At 67.5% G+C, this 23991-nt stretch carries 21 protein-coding genes; 11 read left to right on the forward strand and 10 right to left on the reverse strand.

The window, feature by feature from the left end:
* Window positions 1–6: 6 nt before the first annotated feature.
* The 5 genes from thpR to WC815_22185 are packed head-to-tail and all read right to left on the reverse strand — an operon-like array spanning window position 7 to window position 4187.
* Complete coding sequence (thpR, locus tag WC815_22165; protein MFA5911492.1) at window positions 7–609, reverse strand: RNA 2',3'-cyclic phosphodiesterase; 603 nt, start codon at window positions 607–609, stop codon at window positions 7–9.
* Window positions 609–1883 (reverse strand): competence/damage-inducible protein A, encoded by a 1275-nt coding sequence (locus WC815_22170; GenBank protein ID MFA5911493.1) that lies wholly within the window; start codon window positions 1881–1883, stop codon window positions 609–611. The genes thpR and WC815_22170 overlap by 1 nt, the downstream gene beginning before the upstream one ends.
* Window positions 1868–2335 carry a phosphatidylglycerophosphatase A gene (locus WC815_22175; protein MFA5911494.1) on the reverse strand — a complete coding sequence of 156 codons (468 nt, stop codon included), beginning with the start codon at window positions 2333–2335 and terminating at the stop codon, window positions 1868–1870. The genes WC815_22170 and WC815_22175 overlap by 16 nt, the downstream gene beginning before the upstream one ends.
* Window positions 2332–3330 (reverse strand): RDD family protein, encoded by a 999-nt coding sequence (locus tag WC815_22180; GenBank protein ID MFA5911495.1) that lies wholly within the window; start codon window positions 3328–3330, stop codon window positions 2332–2334. Before WC815_22180 ends, WC815_22175 begins: the two co-directional genes overlap by 4 nt.
* On the reverse strand, window positions 3327–4187 hold the full coding sequence (locus WC815_22185; GenBank protein MFA5911496.1) for a hypothetical protein: 861 nt from the start codon (window positions 4185–4187) through the stop codon (window positions 3327–3329). Before WC815_22185 ends, WC815_22180 begins: the two co-directional genes overlap by 4 nt.
* Before the next feature lie 191 nt (window positions 4188–4378).
* Between WC815_22185 and ftcD the strand changes: the two genes are divergently transcribed.
* Window positions 4379–5278, forward strand: coding sequence for a glutamate formimidoyltransferase (gene ftcD / locus WC815_22190; protein MFA5911497.1), 900 nt, complete (start codon window positions 4379–4381; stop codon window positions 5276–5278).
* Here the strand turns inward: ftcD and WC815_22195 are convergent, their stop codons facing one another.
* From WC815_22195 to WC815_22210, 4 genes are read right to left on the reverse strand one after another with little or no spacing between them, the layout of a single operon-like run.
* Window positions 5279–6646, reverse strand: a complete 1368-nt coding sequence (locus WC815_22195; protein ID MFA5911498.1) for a sigma-54 dependent transcriptional regulator — start codon at window positions 6644–6646, stop codon at window positions 5279–5281.
* A complete protein-coding gene (locus tag WC815_22200; GenBank protein MFA5911499.1) occupies window positions 6646–8925 on the reverse strand; it encodes an ATP-binding protein in 2280 nt (759 codons plus the stop codon). The genes WC815_22195 and WC815_22200 overlap by 1 nt, the downstream gene beginning before the upstream one ends.
* An 8-nt stretch (window positions 8926–8933) precedes the next feature.
* Window positions 8934–9398, reverse strand: coding sequence for a transcriptional regulator NrdR (gene nrdR / locus WC815_22205; GenBank protein MFA5911500.1), 465 nt, complete (start codon window positions 9396–9398; stop codon window positions 8934–8936).
* On the reverse strand, window positions 9395–10381 hold the full coding sequence (locus tag WC815_22210) for a lysylphosphatidylglycerol synthase transmembrane domain-containing protein (GenBank protein ID MFA5911501.1): 987 nt from the start codon (window positions 10379–10381) through the stop codon (window positions 9395–9397). Before WC815_22210 ends, nrdR begins: the two co-directional genes overlap by 4 nt.
* Before the next feature lie 107 nt (window positions 10382–10488).
* Here WC815_22210 and WC815_22215 point away from each other — a divergent pair, with 107 nt between their 5' ends.
* The 3 genes from WC815_22215 (at window position 10489) to WC815_22225 (ending at window position 12356) form a co-directional block, all read left to right on the forward strand.
* Window positions 10489–11424 (forward strand): phosphoribosylaminoimidazolesuccinocarboxamide synthase, encoded by a 936-nt coding sequence (locus WC815_22215; protein ID MFA5911502.1) that lies wholly within the window; start codon window positions 10489–10491, stop codon window positions 11422–11424.
* The gene (locus WC815_22220) at window positions 11417–11623 is read left to right on the forward strand and encodes a helix-turn-helix domain-containing protein (GenBank protein MFA5911503.1); all 207 of its coding nucleotides are present in this window, start codon (window positions 11417–11419) and stop codon (window positions 11621–11623) included. The genes WC815_22215 and WC815_22220 overlap by 8 nt, the downstream gene beginning before the upstream one ends.
* A gap of 76 nt (window positions 11624–11699) precedes the next feature.
* Window positions 11700–12356 carry a response regulator gene (locus WC815_22225; protein MFA5911504.1) on the forward strand — a complete coding sequence of 219 codons (657 nt, stop codon included), beginning with the start codon at window positions 11700–11702 and terminating at the stop codon, window positions 12354–12356.
* A gap of 30 nt (window positions 12357–12386) precedes the next feature.
* Here the strand turns inward: WC815_22225 and WC815_22230 are convergent, their stop codons facing one another.
* On the reverse strand, window positions 12387–16844 hold the full coding sequence (locus tag WC815_22230) for a putative Ig domain-containing protein (GenBank protein ID MFA5911505.1): 4458 nt from the start codon (window positions 16842–16844) through the stop codon (window positions 12387–12389).
* 483 nt (window positions 16845–17327) lie between these two features.
* Between WC815_22230 and WC815_22235 the strand changes: the two genes are divergently transcribed.
* From WC815_22235 to WC815_22265, 7 genes are all read left to right on the forward strand, one after another.
* Window positions 17328–18395, forward strand: coding sequence for a sigma-54 dependent transcriptional regulator (locus WC815_22235; protein ID MFA5911506.1), 1068 nt, complete (start codon window positions 17328–17330; stop codon window positions 18393–18395).
* The gene (locus WC815_22240; GenBank protein MFA5911507.1) at window positions 18392–19009 is read left to right on the forward strand and encodes a polysaccharide biosynthesis/export family protein; all 618 of its coding nucleotides are present in this window, start codon (window positions 18392–18394) and stop codon (window positions 19007–19009) included. The genes WC815_22235 and WC815_22240 overlap by 4 nt, the downstream gene beginning before the upstream one ends.
* 19 nt (window positions 19010–19028) lie before the next feature.
* Entirely contained in the window at window positions 19029–20309 is a 1281-nt protein-coding gene (locus tag WC815_22245) for a hypothetical protein (GenBank protein ID MFA5911508.1), read from the forward strand.
* A 12-nt stretch (window positions 20310–20321) separates the two neighbouring features.
* On the forward strand, window positions 20322–21881 hold the full coding sequence (locus WC815_22250) for a GNVR domain-containing protein (GenBank protein ID MFA5911509.1): 1560 nt from the start codon (window positions 20322–20324) through the stop codon (window positions 21879–21881).
* Between the two features lie 13 nt (window positions 21882–21894).
* Complete coding sequence (locus tag WC815_22255) at window positions 21895–22761, forward strand: AAA family ATPase (GenBank protein MFA5911510.1); 867 nt, start codon at window positions 21895–21897, stop codon at window positions 22759–22761.
* A gap of 16 nt (window positions 22762–22777) precedes the next feature.
* Window positions 22778–23704, forward strand: a complete 927-nt coding sequence (locus tag WC815_22260; protein ID MFA5911511.1) for a CpsD/CapB family tyrosine-protein kinase — start codon at window positions 22778–22780, stop codon at window positions 23702–23704.
* Between the two features lie 6 nt (window positions 23705–23710).
* Window positions 23711–23991 (forward strand): hypothetical protein (locus WC815_22265; protein ID MFA5911512.1); only part of this gene is annotated, 281 nt, incomplete at its 3' end.

Here is a 23991-nt window from a genome sequence, read left to right on the forward strand (position 1 = left end):
CTTGTGTCACGCGTCGCCACTAGCCGGACCGGGCCGTCCGATGAGCGGCGCACTGACCAGTCCAGTATAATGCGGCCCCCGTTGCGACAGGTGGCTGCGGTAGAGGGTGACGCGGCCCACCGGTGAGCGCGCGCCGCGCACCTCGATCGACTGCAGGACCTTGGGCCAGTCCATGCCGGCGCCGGCCATCTTGATCCGGCCAAGTGTCAGATGCGGCAACAGCGGCTTGACCTCCGGATCGATGGTGCCGGCGAGGCGCCGCGACACTTCGGCTTCCAGCGCGCCAAGGGCCGCGCCGCCGCTCACGACCCCGAGCCAGAGCGCCCGCGGGTGGCGCGGGGACGGAAACGCGCCCAGCCCGCGCCACTCCACCTCAAACGGCGGCATCGCAATCGGACCCGAGAGCCGCTCGCACAGACCGGGCAGGGCCGCTTCGTCGATCTCGCCGATGAACCGGATGGTGACGTGCAGCGCCTGCGGCTTGACCCAGGTGACCTTCGGCGGCGTTTTCACTGCTTCGATTCTTCCGCTGATGGCCTGGATGACGCGCGCCGCCTCGGCGCGGACGGCGTCACCGACGTCCACGGCGACGAACACCCTCGCCAACATCAGGTCTCCAGCAGGTGGCGGCGCAGCAGGTCGATGGCCCAGTTGGCCGACATCGCCTTGACCATGTCGCGACCCCCCGGGAACCGGAACGTGCGCACGCGTGTGCCGGCGCCGGCCACGGCAATGCACACCGTGCCGACCGGCTTCTCCGCGCTGCCGCCGCCGGGGCCGGCGATGCCGGTGATGCCCACGCCGAGGTTGACCCGGGCGCGGTCGCGAATGCCTTCCGCCATGGCCGCGGCCACCGGCTCACTGACGGCGCCATGCTCGCGGATCAGCGCCGCGGGCACCCCGAGCAATTCCGACTTCGCCTCGTTGCTGTAGGCCACCACGCTGCGCTCGACGTAATCGGAGCTGCCCGGCACATCGGTCAGCCGCGAGGTGGCGAGTCCGCCCGTACACGATTCGGCCAGCGCGACGCGCCAGCCGCGCGCGCGCAACAGGGCGCCGACCACGGCCTCGAGCCCGGCGCCGTCAGTGCTGACCACGTCCCGTCCCAACGCGGCCGTCAGTTGGCAGACGGCGAGTTCCAGCGCCGCGGCCGCGCGTGACGCCTCGGTGGATTGCATGACCAGGTGCAGTTCGACCTGGCCGAGGCCGGCGAGGATCGTGGTTTCGATCGGCGGGTGCTGGTTCAGCCATTGTGAGTAGATTGGCTGGACGATTTCCTCCACCGCCGATTCACCCTTGCCGGACACCCGGACCAGCCGGCGGAACAGGCGGGTGTCGCCGGCGCGAGCAAGCAGGCGCGTGCGCACCTCGCCTTCCATCATCGGCTTCATCTCGCGGGGCGGGCCCGGTAACAGGGCCACGATCGCCCCGTCGTGCTCGATCCACAGTCCCGGCGCGGTGCCGTTGGGGTTGGCCAGCACGGCGGCGCCCCGCGGCACCTGCGCCTGGCGCCGGTTGACGGCCGGCATCTTCCAGCCGCGCGACGCAAAGCGCCGCTCCATGGCGTCGATGATCGCGGGGTCCTCGTCCATCACCAACCCGAGGAGGGTCGCCACCACCTCGCGCGTGAGGTCGTCGTCGGTGGGGCCGAGGCCGCCGGTCAGGATGACGAGCCGATGGCGCGCCAGCGCGTGGGCGACGTGCGAGGTCAGCTCCGCGCGGTGGTCGCCCACAATCGCCTTGCAGGCGACGGCAATGCCCAGCTCGTTGAGCACCTGGGTGATGAACAGCGAGTTGGTGTCGACCTTCTCGGGCGTGAGCAGTTCGCTGCCCACGGCGATGATCGTCGCGTCGAAGGGGCGGGACTCTACGCGATCAGCCACGACGGCATCCACCACATGCAGGCCCGGAGCACGAGGTGCGCGTACAACCCGGCGACCGCGTCATCGAGCATCACGCCGTAGCCGCCGGGCAGGTGTTCCATGCGGGCCGCTGGAAACGGCTTGACGATGTCGAACAGGCGAAACAGCAGGAACCCGACCAGCACGGCGGTCAGCGAGACCGGAATCACGGCGAGCGTGATGAGCATGCCGAGTACTTCATCGATCACGATCGGCCCCGGGTCCTTCTGGCCAAGGGCGCGCTCGGCGCCGTTGGCGGCCCACACGCCGGCCACCATCACCGCCGCGATCATGCCCAGTTCGAACGCCGGCATGCCGACCCAGCGCACGAACGCAAACAGCACCAGCGCCGCCAGCGAGCCGGCGGTGCCGGGCGCGATGGGAAAAAACCCGACGTAGCCGAAGGAGGCGATCAGGAGCGCAAGCTGGTTCATTCGCACACCACGCGGGTGCCCGCCAGGCGATCGTGCAGCGCGCGATGGTCGCTGCTGAACAACGCCGGCACGTACGACAGGCCGAGGGTGATGGGCACCAGCATGCAGCCCACGGCGCGCAACACGCCGCCTGCCGCATCCACCGGCCGGCCGTCGTCACCGATCACGCGCAGCTTGAGCACCATCTTGCCAACGGTCTGGCCGCCGGCGACGGTGAACGAGGCCACATAGCCGAACGCCAGCAACCCCAGGAACCCGATGAACGGCACCAGTGGCAGCACGCGAAAATCCGCCATCGTGGTCTGCAGGCCCGCGATCCGCAGCGTGAGAAACAGGACGGCCGCGTCGATGCCCACGAGCAGCGCGAGATCGATCACGCCGGCGCCCACGCGCACCGCCAGCGGCGGCGCCTGCATGAGCGAGGCGACCGTCTCGCCGGCGGCGACACTCACCTCCGCCGTCTTCGGCGGCGCCGGTGCGGGATCGAAGGCGAGGGGCGTTTCCATCCGCACCGGCCGAGTGGTGCGAGGCCGGTTGCGGGGAATCTCGGGGGAGGCGCGCCTGACCGACAGTGGCGTCCGCGCCGCGCGCGGCGGCAACAACGGCGCATCATCGAACGGCAGTGCCGTGGGGTCGGTGACGGCCTCGCCCGCCGTCGTCGCGTCGTCGCCGGCCGGCTCCCCCCCCACGTCCGCCGCGGTGGCCAAGGTCATGAAGGTCGCCGCGGGTGGTTCCACCGCCGGCACGGGAGGCGGCCCGGGTTCGGGCTCCGGATCGCCAAACAAACGATCGAGATCCAACGAGCTCGAATTCAGGCTGTCGCTCGGACGCGCGATGGGCGGCAAGTCGAAGTCGGCGCCAGGTTCCACACCGCTGTCCGAGCGCAGGGTGAGGTCAGGATCGGCGCTGAACGGCGAGAGTGAAAAGTCGTATTGACAGTTCCGGCACCGGTCGGTCGTCTCGAAACCGAGATAGCCGCATTTCGGACACTTCATTCGCGGGGTGGCGACGGTGAAGGGCCGGCGGCGGATGCGGGCGACGCCGTCTCGGCGCTCGCCACCGCCAGCAGTTCGCGTTGAATGTCGCCGCGCAACCGGTCGGCGTCCTGCCGGAGCGAGTCTCCCAGCGGCACCCGGTCGAGGGCCCGCATCGCGTCGCGCAGCTTGCCGCCGGCGAACAGGGCCCGTCCCTGCGCCAGGTATGCCTCGGTCGGCGATGGCACCGGCAACGGCGCCGGCGTGACGATGGCCGACGCCGGTGTGTCGGTGGTGGCCTGCACGGGGAACCAGTCGGCCAGGCCATTCGGGGTCACCATCACGAACGCAATCGCGGCCACGATCACGATGCCCGCCGCCATCGCCCACCACCGCGCGAGACTGCCGCGACGCTGATCCAGGCTCGGCACGTCGGCGGCCCGTGCCTGCCGGCGCACCCGTTCGCGAGCGGCCGGGGCCACTGGCGCCGTCGAGCGCTGGCCCAGGTCGAGCCGGTCGATGCGTCCGATCACCCCGAGGGCGACATCGTGCGAGGCCCCCTGGTCGAGCGCATCGCTGAGCAGGGCGCGAGCCCGCACCACTTCCCCGCGGCCGAAGGCCTCGAGGCCCTGATGCACGAGGGCTTCGGAGATGCGCTGTTGTTCGGCTTGGGCGCTGCGCGCCCGCTCGATGTAGGCGCGGGCGCGATCGTGGGTGCGATCCAGAAAGAGAACGCGCGTCCAGAGATTGATGGCGGCGTCGAACTCGCCCGCAAAATAGTGATCGAGGCCCGTCACGAGCAGATGCTCGATGCGCCCTTCGTCTTCGGCGCTCGGCGCCTCGGACCGGCGCGGGCCTGACGTGTGCGGGTCGGCCATGGGTAAGTGACGGTGATTATAGCACTTACCCGACTCCCGGCACCCCGTAAAGGGGTGCCCTACACGATGACTCCCGGCACCCCATAAAGGGGTGCCCTGCACGATGTGTCAGGGAGGGCCGCGAGCGACGCTTCTCGTGTAGGGCACCCCTTTTAGGGGTGCCGAGCGAGGGTGCCCTACAATCGTGGGACATGCCGACCATCGAGTGTGTCCCCAATATCAGCGAAGGCCGTCGTCCCGAGGTCATCAACGCCCTGGCCGCGACGCTGCGGGCCGTGCCCGGCATGCGCGTGCTCGACGTCCAGTCCGACGCCACCCACAACCGTTCGGTGTTCACGCTGGCGGGCACGGCGGCGGCACTCGCCGAAGGCATCCCCAAGCTGTTCGAGGGCGCGATCGCGGCGATCGATCTCCGGACCCACACCGGCGAGCATCCGCGGCTCGGCGCCGTGGACGTCGTGCCGTTCATCCCGATCGAGGGCGTGACGATGGCGGCCTGCGTCCAGCTGGCGAAGTCGGTGGCGGCGGACGTCGCGCAGCGGTTCGCGCTGCCGGTCTACTTGTATGAGGACGCGTCAACGAACCCGGCGCGCAAGAACCTCGAGGACATCCGCCGCGGCGAATTCGAGGGCCTCGCGGCGAAGATGGCGCAGCCGGCCTGGGCGCCGGATTTCGGACCGGCGGCGCCGCATGCCAGCGCCGGCGCGTCGGTCATCGGCGCGCGCATGCCGCTGATTGCCTACAACATCAATCTCGCCACCGACCGGCTGGATGTCGCCAAGAAGATCGCGGCAGCCGTCCGCATGAGCAGCGGCGGCCTGCGTTTCGTCAAGGCCATGGGTATTCCGCTCGCGGACCGCGGCATCGTTCAGGTCTCGATCAACCTGACCAACTACGAGAAGACACCGATGTTCCGGGTGTTCGAACTGGTCAAGCGCGAGGCGCAGCGCTACGGCGTCCAGGTATTGGAAAGCGAGATCGTCGGGCTGGTGCCATCCGCCGCCCTCACCCAGGCGGCAGAGTACTACCTGCAGCTGGAAGGCTTCTCGTCGGCGCAAATCCTGGAGAAGAAGCTGGACGAGACCGGCTGATCACTTGTCGCTGCGCGGCGTCACGCCGAACGCGCGCAGTTTCTTGTAGAGATTGGAGCGCTCGACGCCGAGCACTTCGGCGGTGCGCGACATGTTGCCCTGCTGGGCGGCCAGCGTCTGCAGGATGTAGTCCTTCTCGAACTCGTCGCGGGCCTCCGACAGCGGCCTGGCCGACCCGTGCGCGGCCGGCGCGTCGGGCACCCCGTCGCGGCCCAGGAACCCGAGGTCCTGCGCGGTGATGGTGTCGCCCTGCACCATGATGATCAGACGCTCGACCACGTTGCGCAGCTCGCGGACGTTGCCCGGCCACGCGTACTGCCGTAACCGCGCCGCCGCTTCGGGCGCCATGCGCTTCGGGCGCCGGCCGTATTCGGTGGCCAGCAGCGCCATGAAGTGATCCGCCAGCGGCGCGATGTCGTCCTGTCGCTCGCGCAGCGACGGCACGAAGATCGGCACGACGTTGAGGCGGAAGTACAAGTCCTCGCGAAAGCGGCCGGCGCGAATCTCTTCGAGCAGGTCCTTGTTGGTGGCGGCGACCACGCGCACATCCACCTTGATGCGCTGCGTGCCGCCGACCCGCTCCATCACCTGTTCCTGCAGCACCCGCAGCACCTTGGCCTGGGTCTTCAGGCTCATGTCGGCGATTTCGTCGAGAAAGATCGTGCCCGTGGTGGCCTGCTCGAATCGACCGGGCTTGTCGGCGACCGCCCCGGTAAAGGCGCCGCGCATGTGGCCAAACAGTTCCGATTCGATCAACTCCTCGGGAATGGCGGCGCAATTCACCTCGATGAACGGGCCGTTCTTGCGCCGGCTCGACTGGTGAATCGTCCGCGCCACCAGTTCCTTGCCGGTGCCGCTGTCGCCCAGGATCAGCACGCGGCCGTTGGTTGGCGCCGCCTGCGCCACATGTTCGCGCAGGCGCAGCATCGGGGCGCTCTCCCCCACCATGATGTTTTGCTGCTGCCGATCGACCTTGGCGCGCAGCACGCGGTTTTCGGCCTCGAGGTCGCGCTGGCGCAGGGCGTTGCGCACCACCAGCACGGTCTTCTCGAGCGAGAGCGGCTTTTCGATGAAGTCGAAGGCGCCCATCTTGATGGCGCGCACGGCCGACTCGATGTTGCCGTGGCCCGAAATGATCACCACCTGCGAGTCAATCTCGCGCTCCCGGAGGCGCTGCAGCGTGGTCAGGCCATCCAGGCCCGGCAGCCAGATGTCGAGCACGATGACATCGTAGGCGTTGCTGTTCGCCTGCTCGAGACATTCCTCGCCGGTGCCGACGGCGTCAACGTCGAAGCCCTCGTCCTTGAGGACGCCGCTGACCGACGAACGCACGCCCGGCTCATCATCAACTACAAGAATGGACGGCATCAGGCTGGTAACTCGATGATAAACCGGGTGCCGGTCGGCGTGTTGTCGAACACGTCGATGCTCCCGCCATGTTCGGCGACGATGCGGCGGACGATGGCCAGGCCGAGGCCGCTGCCGCGGCCCTTGGTCGAATAGTACGGCAGGAACAGCTTGTCCCGCTCCGCCGGCGGAATGCCGGGGCCGGTGTCGGCCACCACCACGCGCACCAGGCTGTTCGGCACGTCGCGCGCGGTTTCAATCGTGATCGCGCCGCTGCGGCCCATCGCCTCGATGGCGTTGTCCACCAGGTTGATGATGACGCGCTTCATCTGCTCCGGATCGACGCGCACCTGCGACACCGCGGGGTCGAAGCGTTTCTCGAAGGTCACCGACGCGAACAGCCCGTCATACAGGGCGAGGGTCGTGCTCAGCAGGTCGTGCAGCTCGGTCGGCACCGCCCGCGGCGCCGGCATGCGGGCGAACTGGGAGAACTCGTCCACCAGCCCCTTGAGCGACTCCACCTCGCCGATGATCGTCGAGGTGCATTCCTGCACCAGGTCCTGGAGCGGCGGCGCCACGTCACTGAGCTTGCGGCGCAGGCGTTCGGCCGACAGCTGGATCGGCGTCAGCGGGTTCTTGATCTCGTGCGCCAGCCGCCGCGCCACCTCGCGCCACGCCGCGACCTTCTGCGCCCGGATCAGCGGCGTCACGTCATCCACCACCAGCACGGTGCCGTCGAAGCCGCCGTCAGTGCCGGGCACGCGGGTCGCCGCCGCCACCACGTGGCGTTCGCGGCCGTCGCGGACCAGCGCCACCTCCTGCGCGAACGAATCCATGCGGGCGCGCGCGGCCTGATCGAGCACGTCGTTGATCACCGCCAGGTCGGGCCGGGCGAACACGTCCACCGCGGGGCTGCCCACCACGCCGGCGTCCACTTCCAGCAGGCGCAGGGCCGAGGGGTTGATGGTGCCGATGCGGCCCGAGCGGTCGATCGACACCACGCCGGTGGCGATACGCTCGAGGATGGCCTCGATGTAGCGGCGGCGGCCTTCGCCCTCCTCGTGCTTCCGCTCGAGATCGATGCTGGCGCGCTCCAGCCGGCGGCGGCTTGACGCCACCTCCGCGGCCATCGCGTTGAAGGCCTCGACCATCGACCCGAACTCGTCGGAGCCCTCGTGCGCGATGCGATGGTCGTAGTGGCCGGCGCCGATTTCCTTCGCCGCCTCCGACAACATCTGCACGGGCCGCGTGATCCGCTTGGCCAGGTACAGGCCCATCCAGGTCGAGCCGACCAGGATCAGCAGCGTGACCATCACGAAGAACGAGACGTAGACGCCGGCCAGCGGCTGCTTCAGGACGCGCAGCTGCGTGTAGTCCTCGTAGGCCTTGGTCATGCGGCGGGAGCGTTCGGCCAGTTCGCCCGACAGGTACTCACTGACGACGACCGCGCCGGTGACCTGGCCGGCCGCGTTGCGCACGACCTGGCCGACGTGCAGCAGGTCGCCGCCGCCCGAGAGTTGCTCGAGCACGCTTGGGGCGCTCTCATTGCCAGACGCGGCGCGCGCGGCCAGCCGGTCGGCGGAGCCGCGGGCCCACCCTTGCGGCATCGACGGTGACGCCACGTCCACCAGCGACACCACGTCCACCGGCTGCCCCGGCAGCCGCTCGGCGCGATAGACCTGCACCATGCCCACGCGCGGCCCGGTCACCTCCGGCACGACGAGGTCCTGCACGCGCGCCATGTCGGTGGCACCGAGGTCGACGCGGCCCAGCTCGCGCGCCAGCCGCGAGGCCTGATCGGCCACCAGCCGCTCACGCTCCTGGTAGTAGTCGGCCGCGATGCTGTTGGCACCGGAGAGGATCTCTTCCATCGGCGTGTTGAACCAGCGATCGACGGCGGTCAGCACGACGCGGCTGCCGACGATCAGCACGAGCACGGCGGGAATCACGGTCAGGCCGAGGAACGCGAGGACCAGCTTGGCGCGGAAGCGGCCAAGCGGCAGGCCGCTGCGGCCGTCGAACACCGACTTGATGACGTTGCGCGCGAGTACGAAGCCCAGCGCCACGAGCATCGTGATGTTGGTGGCGTACAACGCGTAGAGGACGACCTCCGTCAGGAAGTCCGGCGACAGCGTGGCGGTGCGATCGGCCAGCCAGACGATGCCGCCGAGGGCGACGAGCAAGATGACAATGCCCGCCAGGATCAGGGGCGGGTTGTCGCGGAACGGCCGGCGCGAACGCGCCGCGGGCAGTCTGGCGGCCGGCCTCGATGCGGAACTGAGGGGCTTGGCGGTCGCCACGGGCAGGCCTATTCCTTGTTGCCTCGAAGGGCGCGCGCTTCCTGCACGAAGTCGTCGACGTCGCGGAAGTCGCGATAGACCGACGCAAAGCGCACGTACGCCACCTGGTCGAGCCGCTTGAGCTCCTGCATGACCAGCGCGCCGAGATCCTTGCCCGGGATCTCGCGCTCGGGCTTCTCAATCAGCAGCTGTTCCGCCATGTCGGCGATCTCCTCGATGTCGGCGACCTTCACCGGACGCTTCTCGCACGCCTTGAGCAGGCCGCCGATCAGCTTCTGGCGCTCAAACCGCTCGCGCGTGCCGTCCTTCTTCACCACCATGTAGGGAATCTCGTCGATGCGCTCGTAACTAGTGAAGCGCTTCCGGCAGCTGTCGTTGAGACACTGCCGGCGACGGCGAATCACATCGCCTTCGCGGCTCTCGCGCGAATCGACCACCTTGTCGCCCAGCTCACCGCAGAACGGACATTTCACCCAAGGTCTCCTCTCGCCAAGCCACCGATCTTCAGCCCGTCCTGGATCGTGAAGATCACTCCCGCGATCACGACCGGCACCACCGAGATGGCGTGCAGCACAATCGCCGCGCCGACCGCGGTGTCGTTGTCGGCGCCAAAGAACGAGGTGGCGCCCAGCCGGAACGCCTCGTGAAACCCGCCGACGCCGCCCGGCGTCGGCACCGCCACGCCCACCACCAGCGGCGCGAGCATGAGCCAACCGCCGGTGAACGGCATGGGGATTCCAAACGCCACCGCCACGGCCCAGATCCCGGCGGCAATGCTCGACCACAGCACGATCGACCACCCGAGGGCCGCCAGCACGCGCAGCGGGCTGCGCACCACCGCGAAGCCTTCCGCGAACGTCCGCGCGAACCGCGCGATCAGCGTCGCCAGCCGGGTCGGCAGCACACGCTCGGCCTTGAGCACCCACGCGTGCAACCGTTCGGGATGACCGGCCATGACGAACATCACCACCAACGTTCCCAGCGCCACCGGCGTCATCACCAGGCCGCCGTAGCGGATGGCGCTGAACAACGCCGAGTCGCGCGCTTCCAGGCCCGGATCGAACCACAGCAGGAAGGTGGCCAGCAGCAACAGCACCGCCACGAGGTCGAGAATACGCTCGACGATGATGGTCGCGAACGTCGCGGTGGCGCTCAGGCCCTCGCGCCGCGCCAGCAGGTACGGGCGAATCACCTCGCCCGCACGCGCCGGCAGCAACGCCGACGCCGCAAATCCGATTACCGTGGTCCGCAACACCACCATGAACCGCGTCGGCCCGAGTGGCGCCAGGAGGTATTGCCACCGCTCGGCCCGGATTAGAAACGTAACGCTGGTCAGCGCCAGCGATCCCAGCAGGTAGTCCAACCGCGCGGCCCTGACCGACGAGATCACCTTGGCCAGGTCTGCATTTCGCAGGAAAAGGGTCAGGAGGCCGACCGCCAGGCCGAGGACTACCAATGTTCGAATTAAGATGCGCAAACCACCGTCCATACTACATGAGGTATCGGCCGGCTGCCCTACCCCAGCAAGTTGGCGTCTTGCGCCTGAGGCCCGGCGCGTTTACCATGTTGGTTCCCTTCACACGAGCGCCCGTGCCTTCACAACCTCTCTTGGATACCCAGCTTGATGCCTTGTCCCTCGTCCGCCGCGGGAAGGTTCGCGACGTCTACGCCATAGACGATGCGCTGATCCTGGTCGCGACCGACCGCATCTCGGCCTTCGACTACGTGCTGGGATCCGGCATTCCCGACAAGGGCCGCGTGCTCAACCAGCTGTCCGCCTTCTGGTTCGCGCGGACCGGCCATATCGTCCCGAATCACATGCTGTCGATTGACGTGTCGGCCTACCCGGCCGCCGCCCGTCAGTACGCGGCCCAACTCGAGGGCCGCTCAATGCTGTCGCGCCGGACCAACCCGCTCCAGGTGGAATGCGTCGCGCGCGGCTACCTGTCGGGCTCGGGCTGGAAAGACTACCAAGCCACCGGTGAGGTGTGCGGCATTCCGCTGCCGAAGGGCCTGCGGGAGTCGGACCGCCTGCCGGAACCGATCTTCACGCCGGCCACCAAGGCCGACTCGGGCCACGACGAGAACATCAGCGAAGAGGCCGCCGCCAAGGTCGTCGGCGCCGACCTGCTGGCCCGGCTCAAGACACTGACGCTCGAACTCTACGCCCACGGCGTGGCACACGCCGAATCCAAGGGCATCATCCTCGCCGACACCAAGTTCGAGTTCGGCCTCACCGACGCCGGCGAACTGCTGCTGATCGACGAGATGATGACGCCGGACTCGTCGCGCTACTGGCCCAAGGACCAGTACGCCCCCGGCGGACCGCAACCAAGCTTCGACAAGCAGTACGTGCGCGACTACCTCGAGTCGATCAAGTGGAACAAGCAGCCGCCGGTCCCGTCGCTCCCGGCGGACGTGGTCGAGGGCACGCGCAGCAAATACCTGGATGCCTACCGGCGCCTGACGGGCCGGGAGCTGGAAGTCGCCCGTGCGTGACTTGCTCGATAAGCTGGTCACCGAGATGGTCGACAAGGGCATCCAGTTCGAGGACGCCCGGCGCGAGTTCGACAAGCGGTTCATCGCCAGTGTCATCGACGCCTCCGCGGGCAACCTGTGCCGCGCCGCCGACACTCTCGGCGTCCACCGCAATACCCTGTCCCGCCGGATCAAGGAACTGAAGATTCGCAACCGGTAGCACGGCCTGCGCTTTGCAGGATAGAGTTGTTCGATCAGCGCGGGGTGGCCCAACTATGGCAAGCCAGATTCTTCTCGTGGAATCCGAACCGGACGCTTCAGCCTCAATCGGGCAGCTTCTGGCCAGCGGCGGGCACACCGTCACGGCCGTGAAGTCGTTCGAGGCCGCGTCACTGCCCGCCTCTCGAAGCCGCCCCGATCTCCTGGTGACGGCGGTCCGCCTGGGCCGCTTCAATGGTCTCCACCTCGCCGTCCGGTTCCGGGCAGACTACCCCGGCCTGCCGATCGTGGTGATTGGTGACGAGACGGAAGTCGGACTGCCGGCGGAAGCCAGGCAGCTCCAGGCGCGATTCCTGCCCAGGTCCACGGCGCCGGAGCGAATGCTCGCGTTCATCGATGACCTGCTCTCGGGGCGAATGCCGAGAGACCTGGTCAGCACCCGCCGATGGCCTCGACGGCCGTCGGCCTTGCCCGCTCACGTCGCCCAGGCCGAGGCCCGGATCGTGGACGTCGGTTACGGCGGACTGTGCCTGAAATGCGCCACGCCGCCGGCCCCGGCCGACAATCCGGTTGACGTCAGCCTGCCCACGGTGGGAATGGTCGTGACCGGTGTCTGTCGCTGGTCCAGGCCCGCGGACGACGTCCACTCGTGGCTGTGTGGTCTCGAGCTCGACACTGCCAACATCGACACCAGGAAGTGGCGCCAGGTCGTCGACTCGACCCGCGAATCGTAAGAAGGGGGCTCCTGCGCCCCCTTCCCCCTTCTATTTCTTCTTCTTCTTTTCCTTTTCCTTTTCCTTCTTCTCTTTGACGACCGTGGCCTTCCAATGGAAGGTGAAGGACTCCTGGCTCTTGCCATCGGAGACGGTCACGGTCGCGTGATATTCGCGTTCGCCGCCACCCACCGTTCCTGAAATCACGCCGGCGGTGCTCATCGACAGCCCCGGCGGCAGCCCGTTCGCCGTGAAGGTCAGCGGATCTCCATCAGCATCGGTGGCCCGCACGACGATCTCGACCGCCGATCCCACCTTCGATTCCTGATCGTCGAGGTGCTCCAGGCGTGGTGGCCGGTTCTTGCGGACAATCGTCCAGGTGAACGCCTGCGACACCTCCTGCTGACCAACCCGGAGCGTGACCCTCGCCTGGCGCACGCCCGCGGCGCGATTAGCCACCCGCCCGCTGATGACGCCGTCCTTGCGGATGTGCAAGCCCGGCGGCAGGTTCGTCGCGCGGAAGTGAACTTGAGGACGCTCGTGGTGGCGAGAACGGCCCGTTCGGGCATTGAGGTTCGCATCCCACTCGAGCCGCAGGCTGACCCACTCGCCTTCCATGTCCGACTGGGGGCCGGGGTTCTCCAGCGTAATCGGATCGGCCGGCGCCGCCACGACAACCCATGTGAATGTGTCGCTGCCCGACAAATAGCCATCGGAGGCGACAACATTCACCGTGTAGGTCCCTGGGCTGGTCGGCGCGCCGCCGACCGCCCCGTTGGCCGCCAGCGTCACGCCGGGCGGCAGGCTGGACGACGAGAAGGTCAGCGTGTCACCGTCCGGATCGATTCCGTTGATGGCGAACGACACGACGGTGTCTTCGCGGTCGGATCGATCGTCAACCGGCGTCACTGATGGGGCGCGGTTCGAGACCAGCGGATCCGGATCGCTGGCATCGGGTATCCCGTCGCCATCGTCATCGGCGTCGGCGTTGTTGCCGACGCCGTCGCCGTCAGTGTCGATGGTCTCGGACGGATCCTCTGGGAACGCGTCGTCGGCGTCGGGCGTGCCGTCACCATCAGTGTCGGCCGGGGGCGCCGTCACGCCGACATTCCACGTGCTCGCCGCCGATGTGAGAACCGTGAGTTCGATGTCGTCCACCGGCACATCGGTGATTCGCCGCCGCAGCGTGATGCAGGGGTCCGGCGTGGCGGTCCCGTCGGTCGCCGCACAGTCTGGCACCGCGGCGCCGTTCCTGAACAGTTGCAGCGTGTTCTCATCCTGGCCGGCGGGGATGATGGACCCGTCCAACCTGAACACCATGACCAGCGGTGCATTCGCCGTGGCCGGCGGCGCCGTGATGTTCACCTGGAAGTCCAGGAACGAGTAGCCAACCGGCGTCGGCAGTGTCACGTCCGTCTCGGTAATCGAGACCGCTCCTGACGAACCCGCCGGCAACGTCACGGCGGTTTCGACCGGGTCGGCAGGCGTCGCGCCCGGTGACGAATCGTTGTCGGTGGTCACGGTCCCACCATCACCCGGGTCCGCAACGACGGCATCGTCCTGGATGGTCCAGCCAAACGTCACGGACGAGCCGCCCAATCCGTCAGACACCGTGAGCGTCACTTCGTTGGTGTCGGCCGCTTCAGTTGTCGGTGTCCCGATGATGAAGCCGGCCGGGTCGAGGCTCAGCCCGAGCGGCAGCCCAGTCGCGCCATAGACGAGCGCATCACCGTCGAGGTCCAGCGCTCCAATCGGCAACGGGACAATCGTCGTGCCTGCCGTGGAGGACTGTGGCCCTGGCGAGGCGATCGTGGGGACCCGGTTCGCGATCAACGGCAGCGGGTCGGTGGCGTCCGGCCGCCCATCGTTGTCGTCGTCCAGGTCCGCGTTGTTGCCGACGCCGTCGCCATCGGTGTCAACCGATTCGCCCGCATTCAGCGGGAACGCATCCGTCGCGTCCGGCGTGCCGTCGTTGTCGTCGTCTGGATCGACGCAGTCGCCCTGCGCGTCGCCGTCGTTGTTCGGGAAGCCTTCGTCGAACGATCCATCCAGGTCGTTGTCGAGACCGTCACAGATCTCCGGCCTCGAGGCGGCGTTGCGAGGGTCCGATCCCCCCGTGATCTCGTCCACATCGGAGACGCCATCGCCATCGTCGTCGGCGTCTACGCAGTCGGCGTAGGCATCGCCGTCGAGATTCGGAGAGCCCTCGTCGATCAGGCCGTCCCGATCGTTGTCGGCGCCGTCACACACTTCGGGCGTGGACGCGGCGTTGAGCGGATCCGAGCCCGCGGCGATCTCGTCGCTGTCAGAGACACCATCGCCGTCGTCATCGGTATCGCACGCGTCTCCAATGGAGTCCATGTCACGATCGAGTTGATCGGGGTTGGCCACCGCCGGGCAATTGTCGGCGGCGTCGTTGATGCCGTCGCCATCGCCGTCTCCGCCACCGATGACGGGCGGCGCGTATGGCGCGTAGAAGTCAAGGGCCCAACCGGCCCGGCATGCCAGGTCCGGGCGATTTTCGCCGGTGGCAATGTTGCCGCAGGCCGCCAGGTTGGTCCCGATGAACGGGAACAGGTAGTCATAGGCACCTTGGGCGCCGGCCCAGCCGGCCTCGACGCCGATCATGAGGTTGAGACGAGCTTCCGGGCCGTAGTACCCCGGATAGGGACGCCAGCGATCAAACCTCGTCGGGCCCTCCGTCGTGCCGGCCGCGATCTGCGCCATCGTGGTGAAGTAGGTGGGGTTCTCCCACGACCGTTCAGGGTCTGGCACAGTCGCGACGTTCACAAGATACGGTGCACCCCAATCGAGCTGCGTGCCCGCCGCTACAAAGGTCCCGTCACTAAACGTCGTATCGGCGGCCAGCATGGTGGAACGCGGATAGTCCGGGTCACTCGAAAACAGGGAAAGCTGCAGTCGGGCGATGGTGTCGCGGTGGACGAGTCCGCCGGTGAATCCCTGCTTGTTCGCACGGTCGATGGCATAGGCCAGATAGTTCTGTTCCCAGAGGGCAATGAACCCCGCATCTTGTGACCCTCGATAGCCAAGCCACAAAATCTTGAGTGGGTTGCTCGGGTCCTGGGCCACGGCCGTGGCGTAGGCATCGAGCCAGGCGAGGTTGGCGTTGACCTTTGCCGACAAATAGCTTTTAACCGGTGAGGAGTCCGGGTAGTAAGCGGCGGCGTCTACCAGGTTGCGCATCGCCCATGCGTACCCGCGCGTCTCCTGGTTCTCGAGAATGCCATCGCTGCCGCGAGTGCCCCCCTGTCCAGGGTCTCCCGGATCGATCCGCAACATGCCGTAGTTCGCCCAGAACGCCATTTCCTCGGCGTAATACCGATCACCGGTCATCAGGTAAGGCACGTACGCAATCGACGGTTGATGCGCGTTGTCCGGGATGAGCCTCGACTGGCCCGAACCGGCCGAGGGTTCCGTCGCGCCGCCGTATTCCCGAATCGGCAGCGGGGCTCCCTGGACGTGTTCCAGCCCTCGTCCGGCCGCGCGATCGTCATACCAAAAGCCCGGCTTCTGGTCGAGCGACACCAGCCGTTCCTGGCCCAGGCCAGGCTGATCACCGCCAGGGCCATCGGTTTCGCGCAGGTGGACCGGCCAGCCGCCCGATAGGTCACCGTTGATCAGCACGAACTCGCGCTGCGCCGGGCTCTTGTGAACCAGGTACCGCGCGGTCCAGTCCGGGTAAGGCGCGAGCTCCTGACGGCCGCTATGCGCCGGCATGTTGTGATCGAGCGCACCAGACCCCAAGATGTCGTAGTCGGGGCTCGCGTGGCTGCTGATGGCATCGGCGACGATCGAGAGGTACGGCGGGAGTGCCCGAGACAGATTGAAGGGCGTGAGGTCCGGCGTGATGGTGGAGAACACCGCGCTCGAGAACACCTTGCGCCAGCGCGTGAGGTAATGGTGCTCGACATTGCTCTTGGCGAAGGGTGCGGTACCTGGGACCGTTACGACCACGTCGTACCCGACCGTCCGAGCGGACGCGGTATTCAGCATGTTCTCGACCGAGATATCAACTCGTGAGGTGCCGTCGTGGTAGACGCGCGTATCAAAGTTGACCCGAAGGTACGGGTGAAGCGCGCCCGTTTCCGACGCTGGGCTGACAACTGATCGGCCTTCGTGGACCAACGGTCCCGAGAGCCAGGTATCGGCCGGCGCCGGCAGGGACGCGACATATAGTCCGGTGGGACACTGGCCAGGCGCCGGTGCCGGCGTGCAGCTGTTGATCGTCAGAGCCACCGACGCCGCCTGCGGGGCGGGACTGAACCCGGCCCCGCCGGCAGATGCGGACATGATCTCGTAGTCCCCCCCTGCCAACGCCTTGGCTGTCACGATCGCAAAGCGGATCGACCCATCAGGCCAGCGGTTCTTGACATCGGTCTGCGTCGCGAAGGTCCCGACCTGCAGCCCATCGAACGCGAGGCCTTGCGGGACGGCCTGACCGAACGTCGCCCATCCCGCGGTCAGGTGCACCGTGGCAATGGGGTTCAACGTGGCCAGAAGACCGCGGCCGAGAAGAATGAACGCCAGTACAAAAACGCCAAATTGAGCGCGACGATGCATCGCAGTGCCTCCAGGGGGTTCGAATTGCCGGAGCCGCGACTTGCAAAAGACACTCCGTGAACGGTTGAGCCTGCAAATGCGATGTGATTCGCGACATCTCAATCGCACGGCCAATGGCGGAGTCTCGATTCGGCAGACTTTTGTCTGCCTCTCCGCCCTAACTCGACTGGAAGCGACAGCACGACCGGTGCGACATCGTCGGACATCACTCGGATCGTTAAGTGTCGCGTCCGATCACTCTGTGCAAGAACCCCAAGCAATCCTACAGATGCGAGCGTCACGTCGCCACAGAGCGAGAAAGTCGTCGATCTTGGCGACGAGTTTGCTGATGGGCTGGGGAAATCGTACGCAACGCGACCCGAGTAACCCCCTTACCTGTGACTTAGACAGGCTTCTCGACGAGGCGGCGGAATGCGATTCGACGGCACGGCACAACTCATTGGTGAGAGCCACGCGATCAGAGAACTGCGCGATGAGATTCAGCGCGTGGGCGGGACTGACGCCAAGGTTCTGATCACGGGCGAAAGCGGCGCCGGCAAGGAGGTCGTGGCTCGCCAGCTGTGGGCACAGGGCCGGCGGGCCAACCGCTCGTTTGTTGCCGTGAATTGCGCGGGGCTTCCCGAGGGTCTGCTGGAATCGGAACTGTTCGGTCATGTTCGGGGCAGCTTCACCGGCGCCTTCCGCGACAAGCCCGGCAAGCTCGAAATCGCCGATGACGGCACCGTCTTCATGGACGAAATCGGCGAGATGACCTTGCGGATGCAGGGGCTGCTCCTCCGGTTCCTCGAAACCGGCGAGATCCAGAAGGTCGGCGCCCACCGGTCCGGCTCGCGGGTTGATGTCCGCACCATCGCCGCGACCAATGCCAACCTGCCGGACATGATCGCCAAGGGGCAGTTTCGCGAAGACCTGTTCTACCGCCTCAATGTGATTCACCTGGTCGTGCCCGCGCTGCGCGAGCGGAAAGACGACCTGCCGGCCCTGGTCGAGCATTTCCTGGCGCGGCTGTCTCAGCCTGGCGTCCACGTCGCGACCGCGATTTCCCAAGCCGCGATGGCCATGCTCATGGAGTACCAGTGGCCGGGCAACGTGCGCGAACTGCAGAACGTCATTGAGCGCATGTTGATCCGGTGCCGCACCGAAGTCATCGACGTCGAGCACGTGCCGCTCAAGCTCCGCTCCAACCGGCCGTCGGAGGCGACGCCTTTCCGCGAGCGCCGGCGGACGGTCGCCGACGATCTCTACCAGCGGATGACGGCCGAGCAGCACTCGTTCTGGACCACCGTATACCCCTTGTACATGCAGCGTGAAATCACGCGCACGAGCGTGCGCGACGTGGTCCGCCGCGGGCTGCAGGACGCCAATGGCAGCTACAAGATCGTGGCGCGCATGTTCAACATGGAGCAGGGCGACTACAAGAAGTTCCTGAACTTCCTGCGGAAGCACCACTGCCAGCCCTCATACAAGGAATTCCGATGAGGCGCGCCTTCACCGCCGTGCTGCTCGCCGGCCTCGTGCTCGCGGCCACGGATCGCGCCGGGGCCGGACCGCAGGCCAGGCAGTCGGACCACGAATCGGTCGCCGCCGCACCAGCGGCGCCGGCGCTGCCGCCCGGCTACCTGATCGGCGCCGACGACGTGCTCGCGATCGTCTACTGGCGGGAGAAAGACATGTCGGCCGAGGTCACCGTGCGTCCCGATGGAAAGGTGGCGCTCCCCTTGCTGAACGAACTCCAGGCCGCCGGCCTCACCCCTGACGACTTCCGTGATCGCGTCGTCGCCGCGGCCCGTCAGTTCATCGAGGAGCCGAACCCGACGGTGATGGTCAAGACGATCAACAGCCGGCGGGTCTTCATCACCGGACAGGTCGAGAAACCCGGGCCCTATCCCCTGAACAACTCGGCCACTGTTCTGCAGCTCATTGCCATGGCGGGCGGGCTCAAGGAATTTGCCAAGGGCAAGAACATCTCGGTGCTGCGCTTCGTGGACGGTGCACAGGTGGTCCACCGCTTCAACTACCAGGATGCGCTGAACCGCAGGAACCTCGAGCAGAACATCGCCCTGCAGCCGGGCGACACCGTCCTGGTTCCCTGAACCGAGTTGACTGGTCCGCATGGCCTCCCGCTCCTCTGCCCTGGTGATTGCGGTGACGGTCTTCGTGTGTGCGGCCGCCCCGGCCGGCGCGCAGGCGACCGCGCGGTCGTACCGGTCGCTGTTCGGGCCGGCCGAGCGCGATGACACGCGCGCGGACCAGTTCACGCTGACCGGATCGCTGTACGCGGGCCTCGACGACACGTCACGGCTCGCGACCGGATCCGTGCTCGACGACTCCCTCCAGACCGGCCGCGCGCACCAGGGCGTGACCCTGGCGCTGGCGGCACGCCGCCGCCGGCCGCGGACGACGTGGACCATCGCAGCCTCCTCCGCGGTGCGCTACTACTCCTCGTTGAACCAGATCGGCACGCAGAAGCACGGTGGCGGCGTCGGCTTCCAGGTGCTCGCGTCCAGGCGCCTGACCTTCCGGATCGCCCAGGACGTCAACTACTCGCCGTCGTACCAGCTGGCGCTCGGCCAGGCGCCGGCGCCGGACGGCTCGGAGCTGACCTTTGATCCGGCGGGCGTCGATTACTCGGTGTCCCGGGACAAGCAGATTACCTACGGGACCTACGCGGGGGGCACCTATGCGTGGAACTCGAGCCGGGACCTGACCTTCGGTTACGGCTTGAACTACGCGAACTACTTCACCCGGTCCGACTTCGGCGTCCAGTTGGCGTCGGTGCGCTACACCCAGCGACTGACACCCGGCGTTTCCCTCCGCCTGGGCTACGGGCTGGGCTCCGGGAGCATGGCGAGCCTCCGGTCGGCGGCGCATCACGATCTCGACGTCGGCCTCGTCATCAATCGCTCATTTGCCTTCTCGCCGCGGACCGCGGTGGGATTCACGTCTGGATCCACCGTGGTCGCGGTTGAAGACCAGCGGCAGTTCGAACTCATCGGCAGCGTGACCCTGCGTCATCAGCTCTCGCCGCGCTGGACGTCGTCGATCGGCTACCAGCGCGGCCTGACGGCGATCGACGGCACGCCGCGGCCCTTCGTGGCGGCAACGGTGAACGCCGAGGTCAACGGGTTCGTGGGGCCGCGCACCAAGGTGACCATCCAGCCCGGTTATGCACGGGGCGCCGATGTCGCGGATGCCAAGCGGACCTTCCAGAGCGGCGTCAGCCTGACGCGCGTGGAAGCGGCGGTGACCCGCCACTGGGCGATCTTCGCCGAGCATTTCTATTATCGCTATCGCTTCGCCGGCGCGCCCGATCTGCCGCCGGCGCTGGCGGCGGGACTCACCCGGCACGGCATGCGGTGGGGCCTCTCTCTCTGGACGCCGGTCATTCGCTAGCGGAGGACATTGATGCTGCCCGGCCGAAAATATTCCCCCGAAGACATCACCGCGATCGCGTGGCGCAACAAGTGGCTGATCGTGTCGTTCGTGTCGGTGCTGACCACGGCGGCGATCCTGCTGTCGCTGCGGCTGCCCGACCTGTACCGCTCCCAAACGCTGATCCTCGTCGTGCCGCAGCGGGTCCCCGAGAGCTACGTCCGCTCCACCGTGACCACGCGCATCGAGGATCGCCTGCGGTCGATCAAGCAGGAGATCCTCAGCCGCAGCCGGCTGGAACGGATCATCAACGACTTCGGCCTCTATACCGACCAATTGGCGACCCGGCCGATGGAACAGATCGTCGAGGAGATGCGCGCCAACGTTGACGTCCAGACCGTCCGCGATGACGCCTTCGAAGTGAGCTTCGTGGCGCAATCGCCGCGGACCGCGATGATTGTCACCGACCGCCTGGCCTCGATGGTGATCGAGGAAAACCTCCGCGACCGCGGCGTGCAGGCCGACGGCACCAACCAGTTTCTCGAGTCACAGCTCGACGGCGCCCGGCGCCGCCTGGTGGACCACGAGCAGAAACTCGAAGCCTACCGGAAGCGCAACGCCGGCGAACTGCCGTCGCAACTGCAGGGCAACCTGCAGGTGATCGAGTCGACGCAGACCCAGATCCAGAACCTGAGCGAGTCGATCAACCGCGACCGCGATCGCCGGCTGTTGGTGGAGCGATCGCTGGCCGAGGCTTCTGAATCAAACGCGCCGCCCGGCACGATGGCAAGGGGCCCCGGCGGAATGGCGCCGACCGACGAGGTGCGCGCGGTCGATCAACTCGACACCGCGAGGACCGAGTTGCGGCAGTTGATGCTGCGCTTGAAGCCGCAGCATCCCGACGTGGTCGCCAAGGCCAGGACGATCGCCGAGCTCGAGGCCAAAGTCGTCGAGGCGGGGTCGGCCGGCGCCAGCGGTGCCGCGCCAGGCCCGGTGACCGGCGCCGACCTCATCCGGCGCTCGCGCGGCAGGCAGATCCAGGCCGAACTCGACAAGCTCGACGATCAGATCAAGGCCAAGGAGGCTGACATGCAGGCCCTGCGGCAGACCATGAGCGACTACCAGCGCCGCGTCGAAGCCGTCCCCGGCCACGAATCCGAACTGACCGGGCTGATGCGCGACTACGACACGCTGCAGAAGATCTACGCCGATCTGCTGGCCAAGAAGGAGAACTCGCAAATCTCCGCGAACCTCGAGCGGCAGCAGGTCGGCGAGCAGTTCAAGGTGCTCGATCCGGCGCGCCTGCCCGAGGAGCCGTTCAGCCCCAACCGCGTCCGCCTCGCGTTGATTGCCGCCGCCCTCGGCTTGTTCCTCGCCCTCGGCCTGACCGGCATCATCGAGTACCGCGACATGACGCTGCGGACCGAGGACGAAATCGTCCGCACGCTGGTGCTCCCGGTCATCGCGGCCATCCCGATCATGACGGCGATCTCCGATCTCCACCGCCAGCGCCGCAACCGGCTCATCCTGACCGTGGTGACGGTCACCACGGTGGCCGGGGCCACGGCGGCCTGGTGGCAGCTGGTGCGCTGAACAGGACCGCCCCATGTATGAATCCTTCTACGGTCTCCGCGAGCGCCCGTTCGAGCTGACGCCGAACCCGCGCTTCCTGTTCATGACGCCGCGCCACCGCGAGGCGCTGACCACGCTCGAGTACGGCCTGACGGCCCGCAACGGCATTGCGCTGCTCCTGGGTGATGCCGGCACCGGCAAGACCACACTCGTGCACGCCGCGCTGCAGTCACAACGCTCGCAACAGGGCGTGGCGGTGTACCTCAACAACCCGTCGCTCACGCGCACCGAGTTCATCGAGTTCCTGGCGACCGGCTTCGGCCTCAGCGCCGAGGCGGCGCGGTCGAAGACGCGGTGCCTGGCGGACCTCACCGAGCTGTTGGCGCGGCGGCACGGCGAGGGTGGCATGACCGCGCTCGTCATTGACGAGGCGCAATGCCTGCCCGACGCGCTGTTGGAAGAAGTCCGGCTCCTCGCCAACATCGAGTCGGCGGCCGAGAAGCTGCTGTCGATCGTTCTCGCCGGCCAGCCGGAACTGGCCGGGCGCTTGAGCCAACCGTCCCTGCGTCAGTTGAAGCAGCGGGTCGGCCTGCGGTGCTCGCTGGCGCCGCTGGACCTCGCCGACACCGCCGCCTACATCGCCGCCCGGGTGCGGATCGCCGGCGGCGATGCCACCCGCCTGTTCACGCCGCAGGCGGTCAACGTCATCCACGAACGGTCCAACGGCATTCCCCGCACCATCAGCGTGATCTGCGACAACGCCCTGGTGTCGGGCTTTGCGCTGGATCGCCAGCCGGTGGACGACGGCCTGGTGCTCGAGGTCTGCGCCGATTTCGACTTCACCGCCTTCGTGCCCGGCGACGACGTCTCGCCGGACGCGCTTACCCGAATCCACGGATAGAACCAGGACCTGACCCATGGCACGACTGGCCGATGCATTGCAGCGCGCGAGCCGCGGACGCGGGGAGGAGGGCGCGCCCCCCACGCCCTCCTCCATCGCCCTCGAGCCGGTCGCGCGCCCGTTGAGGGCCCGCGTGACGGAGGGCCTCGAGCGCTTCGAGCGCATCGATCCCGGACCCGGAGGTACGCCGCTGCTCGCCTTTCCATCGGAACGGGCCATGCTCGACGGCTGGCGCACCGACCCGGAGCTGGTCGGCAAGCTGGTGGGGACGGAGGGCGTGTCGTCCGGCGCCCTCGAGCAGTACCGAAAGCTGGCCGCCACGCTGCACCATGCGCAGACCGAGCGGGGCATCCAGGTGGTCATGACCGCCAGTTCGCTGCCCGGCGAGGGCAAGAGCCTGACCGCGACCAATCTCGCGCTGACGCTGAGCGAGTCGTACCACCGCCGCGTATTCCTCGTCGACGCCGACCTGCGCCGCCCGACGGTGCAGCGCCTGTTCGGCCTCCCGACCCTCAACGGCCTCGACGAAGGCCTCAAGGCGGAGCACGACCGCCCGATGTCGGTGATCCAGCTGTCGGAACGGCTGTTCGTGCTGCCGGCCGGCCGCCCCGACCCCGACCCCCTCAGCGGCCTGACGTCCGACCGGATGAAGCGTCTCGTGCACCAGGCGAGGAGCGCGTTCGACTGGGTGGTGATCGACACGCCGCCGGTCACGCTGCTGCCCGACGCCAACCTGCTGGCGGCCTGCGTCGACGGGGTGCTGCTGGTGGTGCGCGCCGGGAAGGCGCCGTTTCAGCTGGTCAAGCGCACGGTTGACACGCTGGGCCACGAGCGCATCCTCGGCATCGTGATGAACGCCGTGGACTACGCCCACGACCGCAACGCCGGGGGCTACTACGAGTACTACGGGTATGGCTATTACGGCGTTTCGAAATCCAAGTAGGCAGTCATGGCCAAGGGTCTGATCCAGGACGCCAACTGGCGTTCATCGACACTCATCGTGATGGAGAGCGCGCTCATTCTCGGCGCGGTCGGCGCCGGGGTCTACGCGCAGGTGGGCCTGGCGGCCGGGCCGGCCGGGCTGGCCGGCTTGCTGCCCAAGGCGCTGGTGATCACCACCGTCTGCCAGCTGTGCCTGTATTGGGGTGACCTCTACGACAATCCGCATACCGGCGGGAATCACACCGAGCTGCTGATCCGGATCCTCCAGGCGCTCGGCGCGACCTGCCT

The organism is Vicinamibacterales bacterium (assembly GCA_041659285.1).
In the GTDB taxonomy this organism is placed as follows: domain Bacteria; phylum Acidobacteriota; class Vicinamibacteria; order Vicinamibacterales; family UBA2999; genus 12-FULL-67-14b.

Excerpts from the sequence above, each read along its gene's own strand:
- WC815_22255 (MFA5911510.1), top strand. The coding sequence starts at position 21,895 with ATGTATGAATCCTTCTACGGTCTCCGCGAGCGCCCGTTCGAGCTGACG.
- WC815_22235 (MFA5911506.1), top strand. The coding sequence starts at position 17,328 with ATGCGATTCGACGGCACGGCACAACTCATTGGTGAGAGCCACGCGATC.
- WC815_22215 (MFA5911502.1), top strand. The coding sequence starts at position 10,489 with ATGTTGGTTCCCTTCACACGAGCGCCCGTGCCTTCACAACCTCTCTTG.
- WC815_22260 (MFA5911511.1), top strand. The coding sequence starts at position 22,778 with ATGGCACGACTGGCCGATGCATTGCAGCGCGCGAGCCGCGGACGCGGG.
- thpR (MFA5911492.1), bottom strand. The coding sequence starts at position 609 with ATGTTGGCGAGGGTGTTCGTCGCCGTGGACGTCGGTGACGCCGTCCGC.
- ftcD (MFA5911497.1), top strand. The coding sequence starts at position 4,379 with ATGCCGACCATCGAGTGTGTCCCCAATATCAGCGAAGGCCGTCGTCCC.
- WC815_22250 (MFA5911509.1), top strand. The coding sequence starts at position 20,322 with ATGCTGCCCGGCCGAAAATATTCCCCCGAAGACATCACCGCGATCGCG.
- WC815_22185 (MFA5911496.1), bottom strand. The coding sequence starts at position 4,187 with ATGGCCGACCCGCACACGTCAGGCCCGCGCCGGTCCGAGGCGCCGAGC.
- WC815_22175 (MFA5911494.1), bottom strand. The coding sequence starts at position 2,335 with ATGAACCAGCTTGCGCTCCTGATCGCCTCCTTCGGCTACGTCGGGTTT.
- WC815_22195 (MFA5911498.1), bottom strand. The coding sequence starts at position 6,646 with ATGCCGTCCATTCTTGTAGTTGATGATGAGCCGGGCGTGCGTTCGTCG.
- WC815_22245 (MFA5911508.1), top strand. The coding sequence starts at position 19,029 with ATGGCCTCCCGCTCCTCTGCCCTGGTGATTGCGGTGACGGTCTTCGTG.
- WC815_22180 (MFA5911495.1), bottom strand. The coding sequence starts at position 3,330 with ATGAAGTGTCCGAAATGCGGCTATCTCGGTTTCGAGACGACCGACCGG.
- WC815_22240 (MFA5911507.1), top strand. The coding sequence starts at position 18,392 with ATGAGGCGCGCCTTCACCGCCGTGCTGCTCGCCGGCCTCGTGCTCGCG.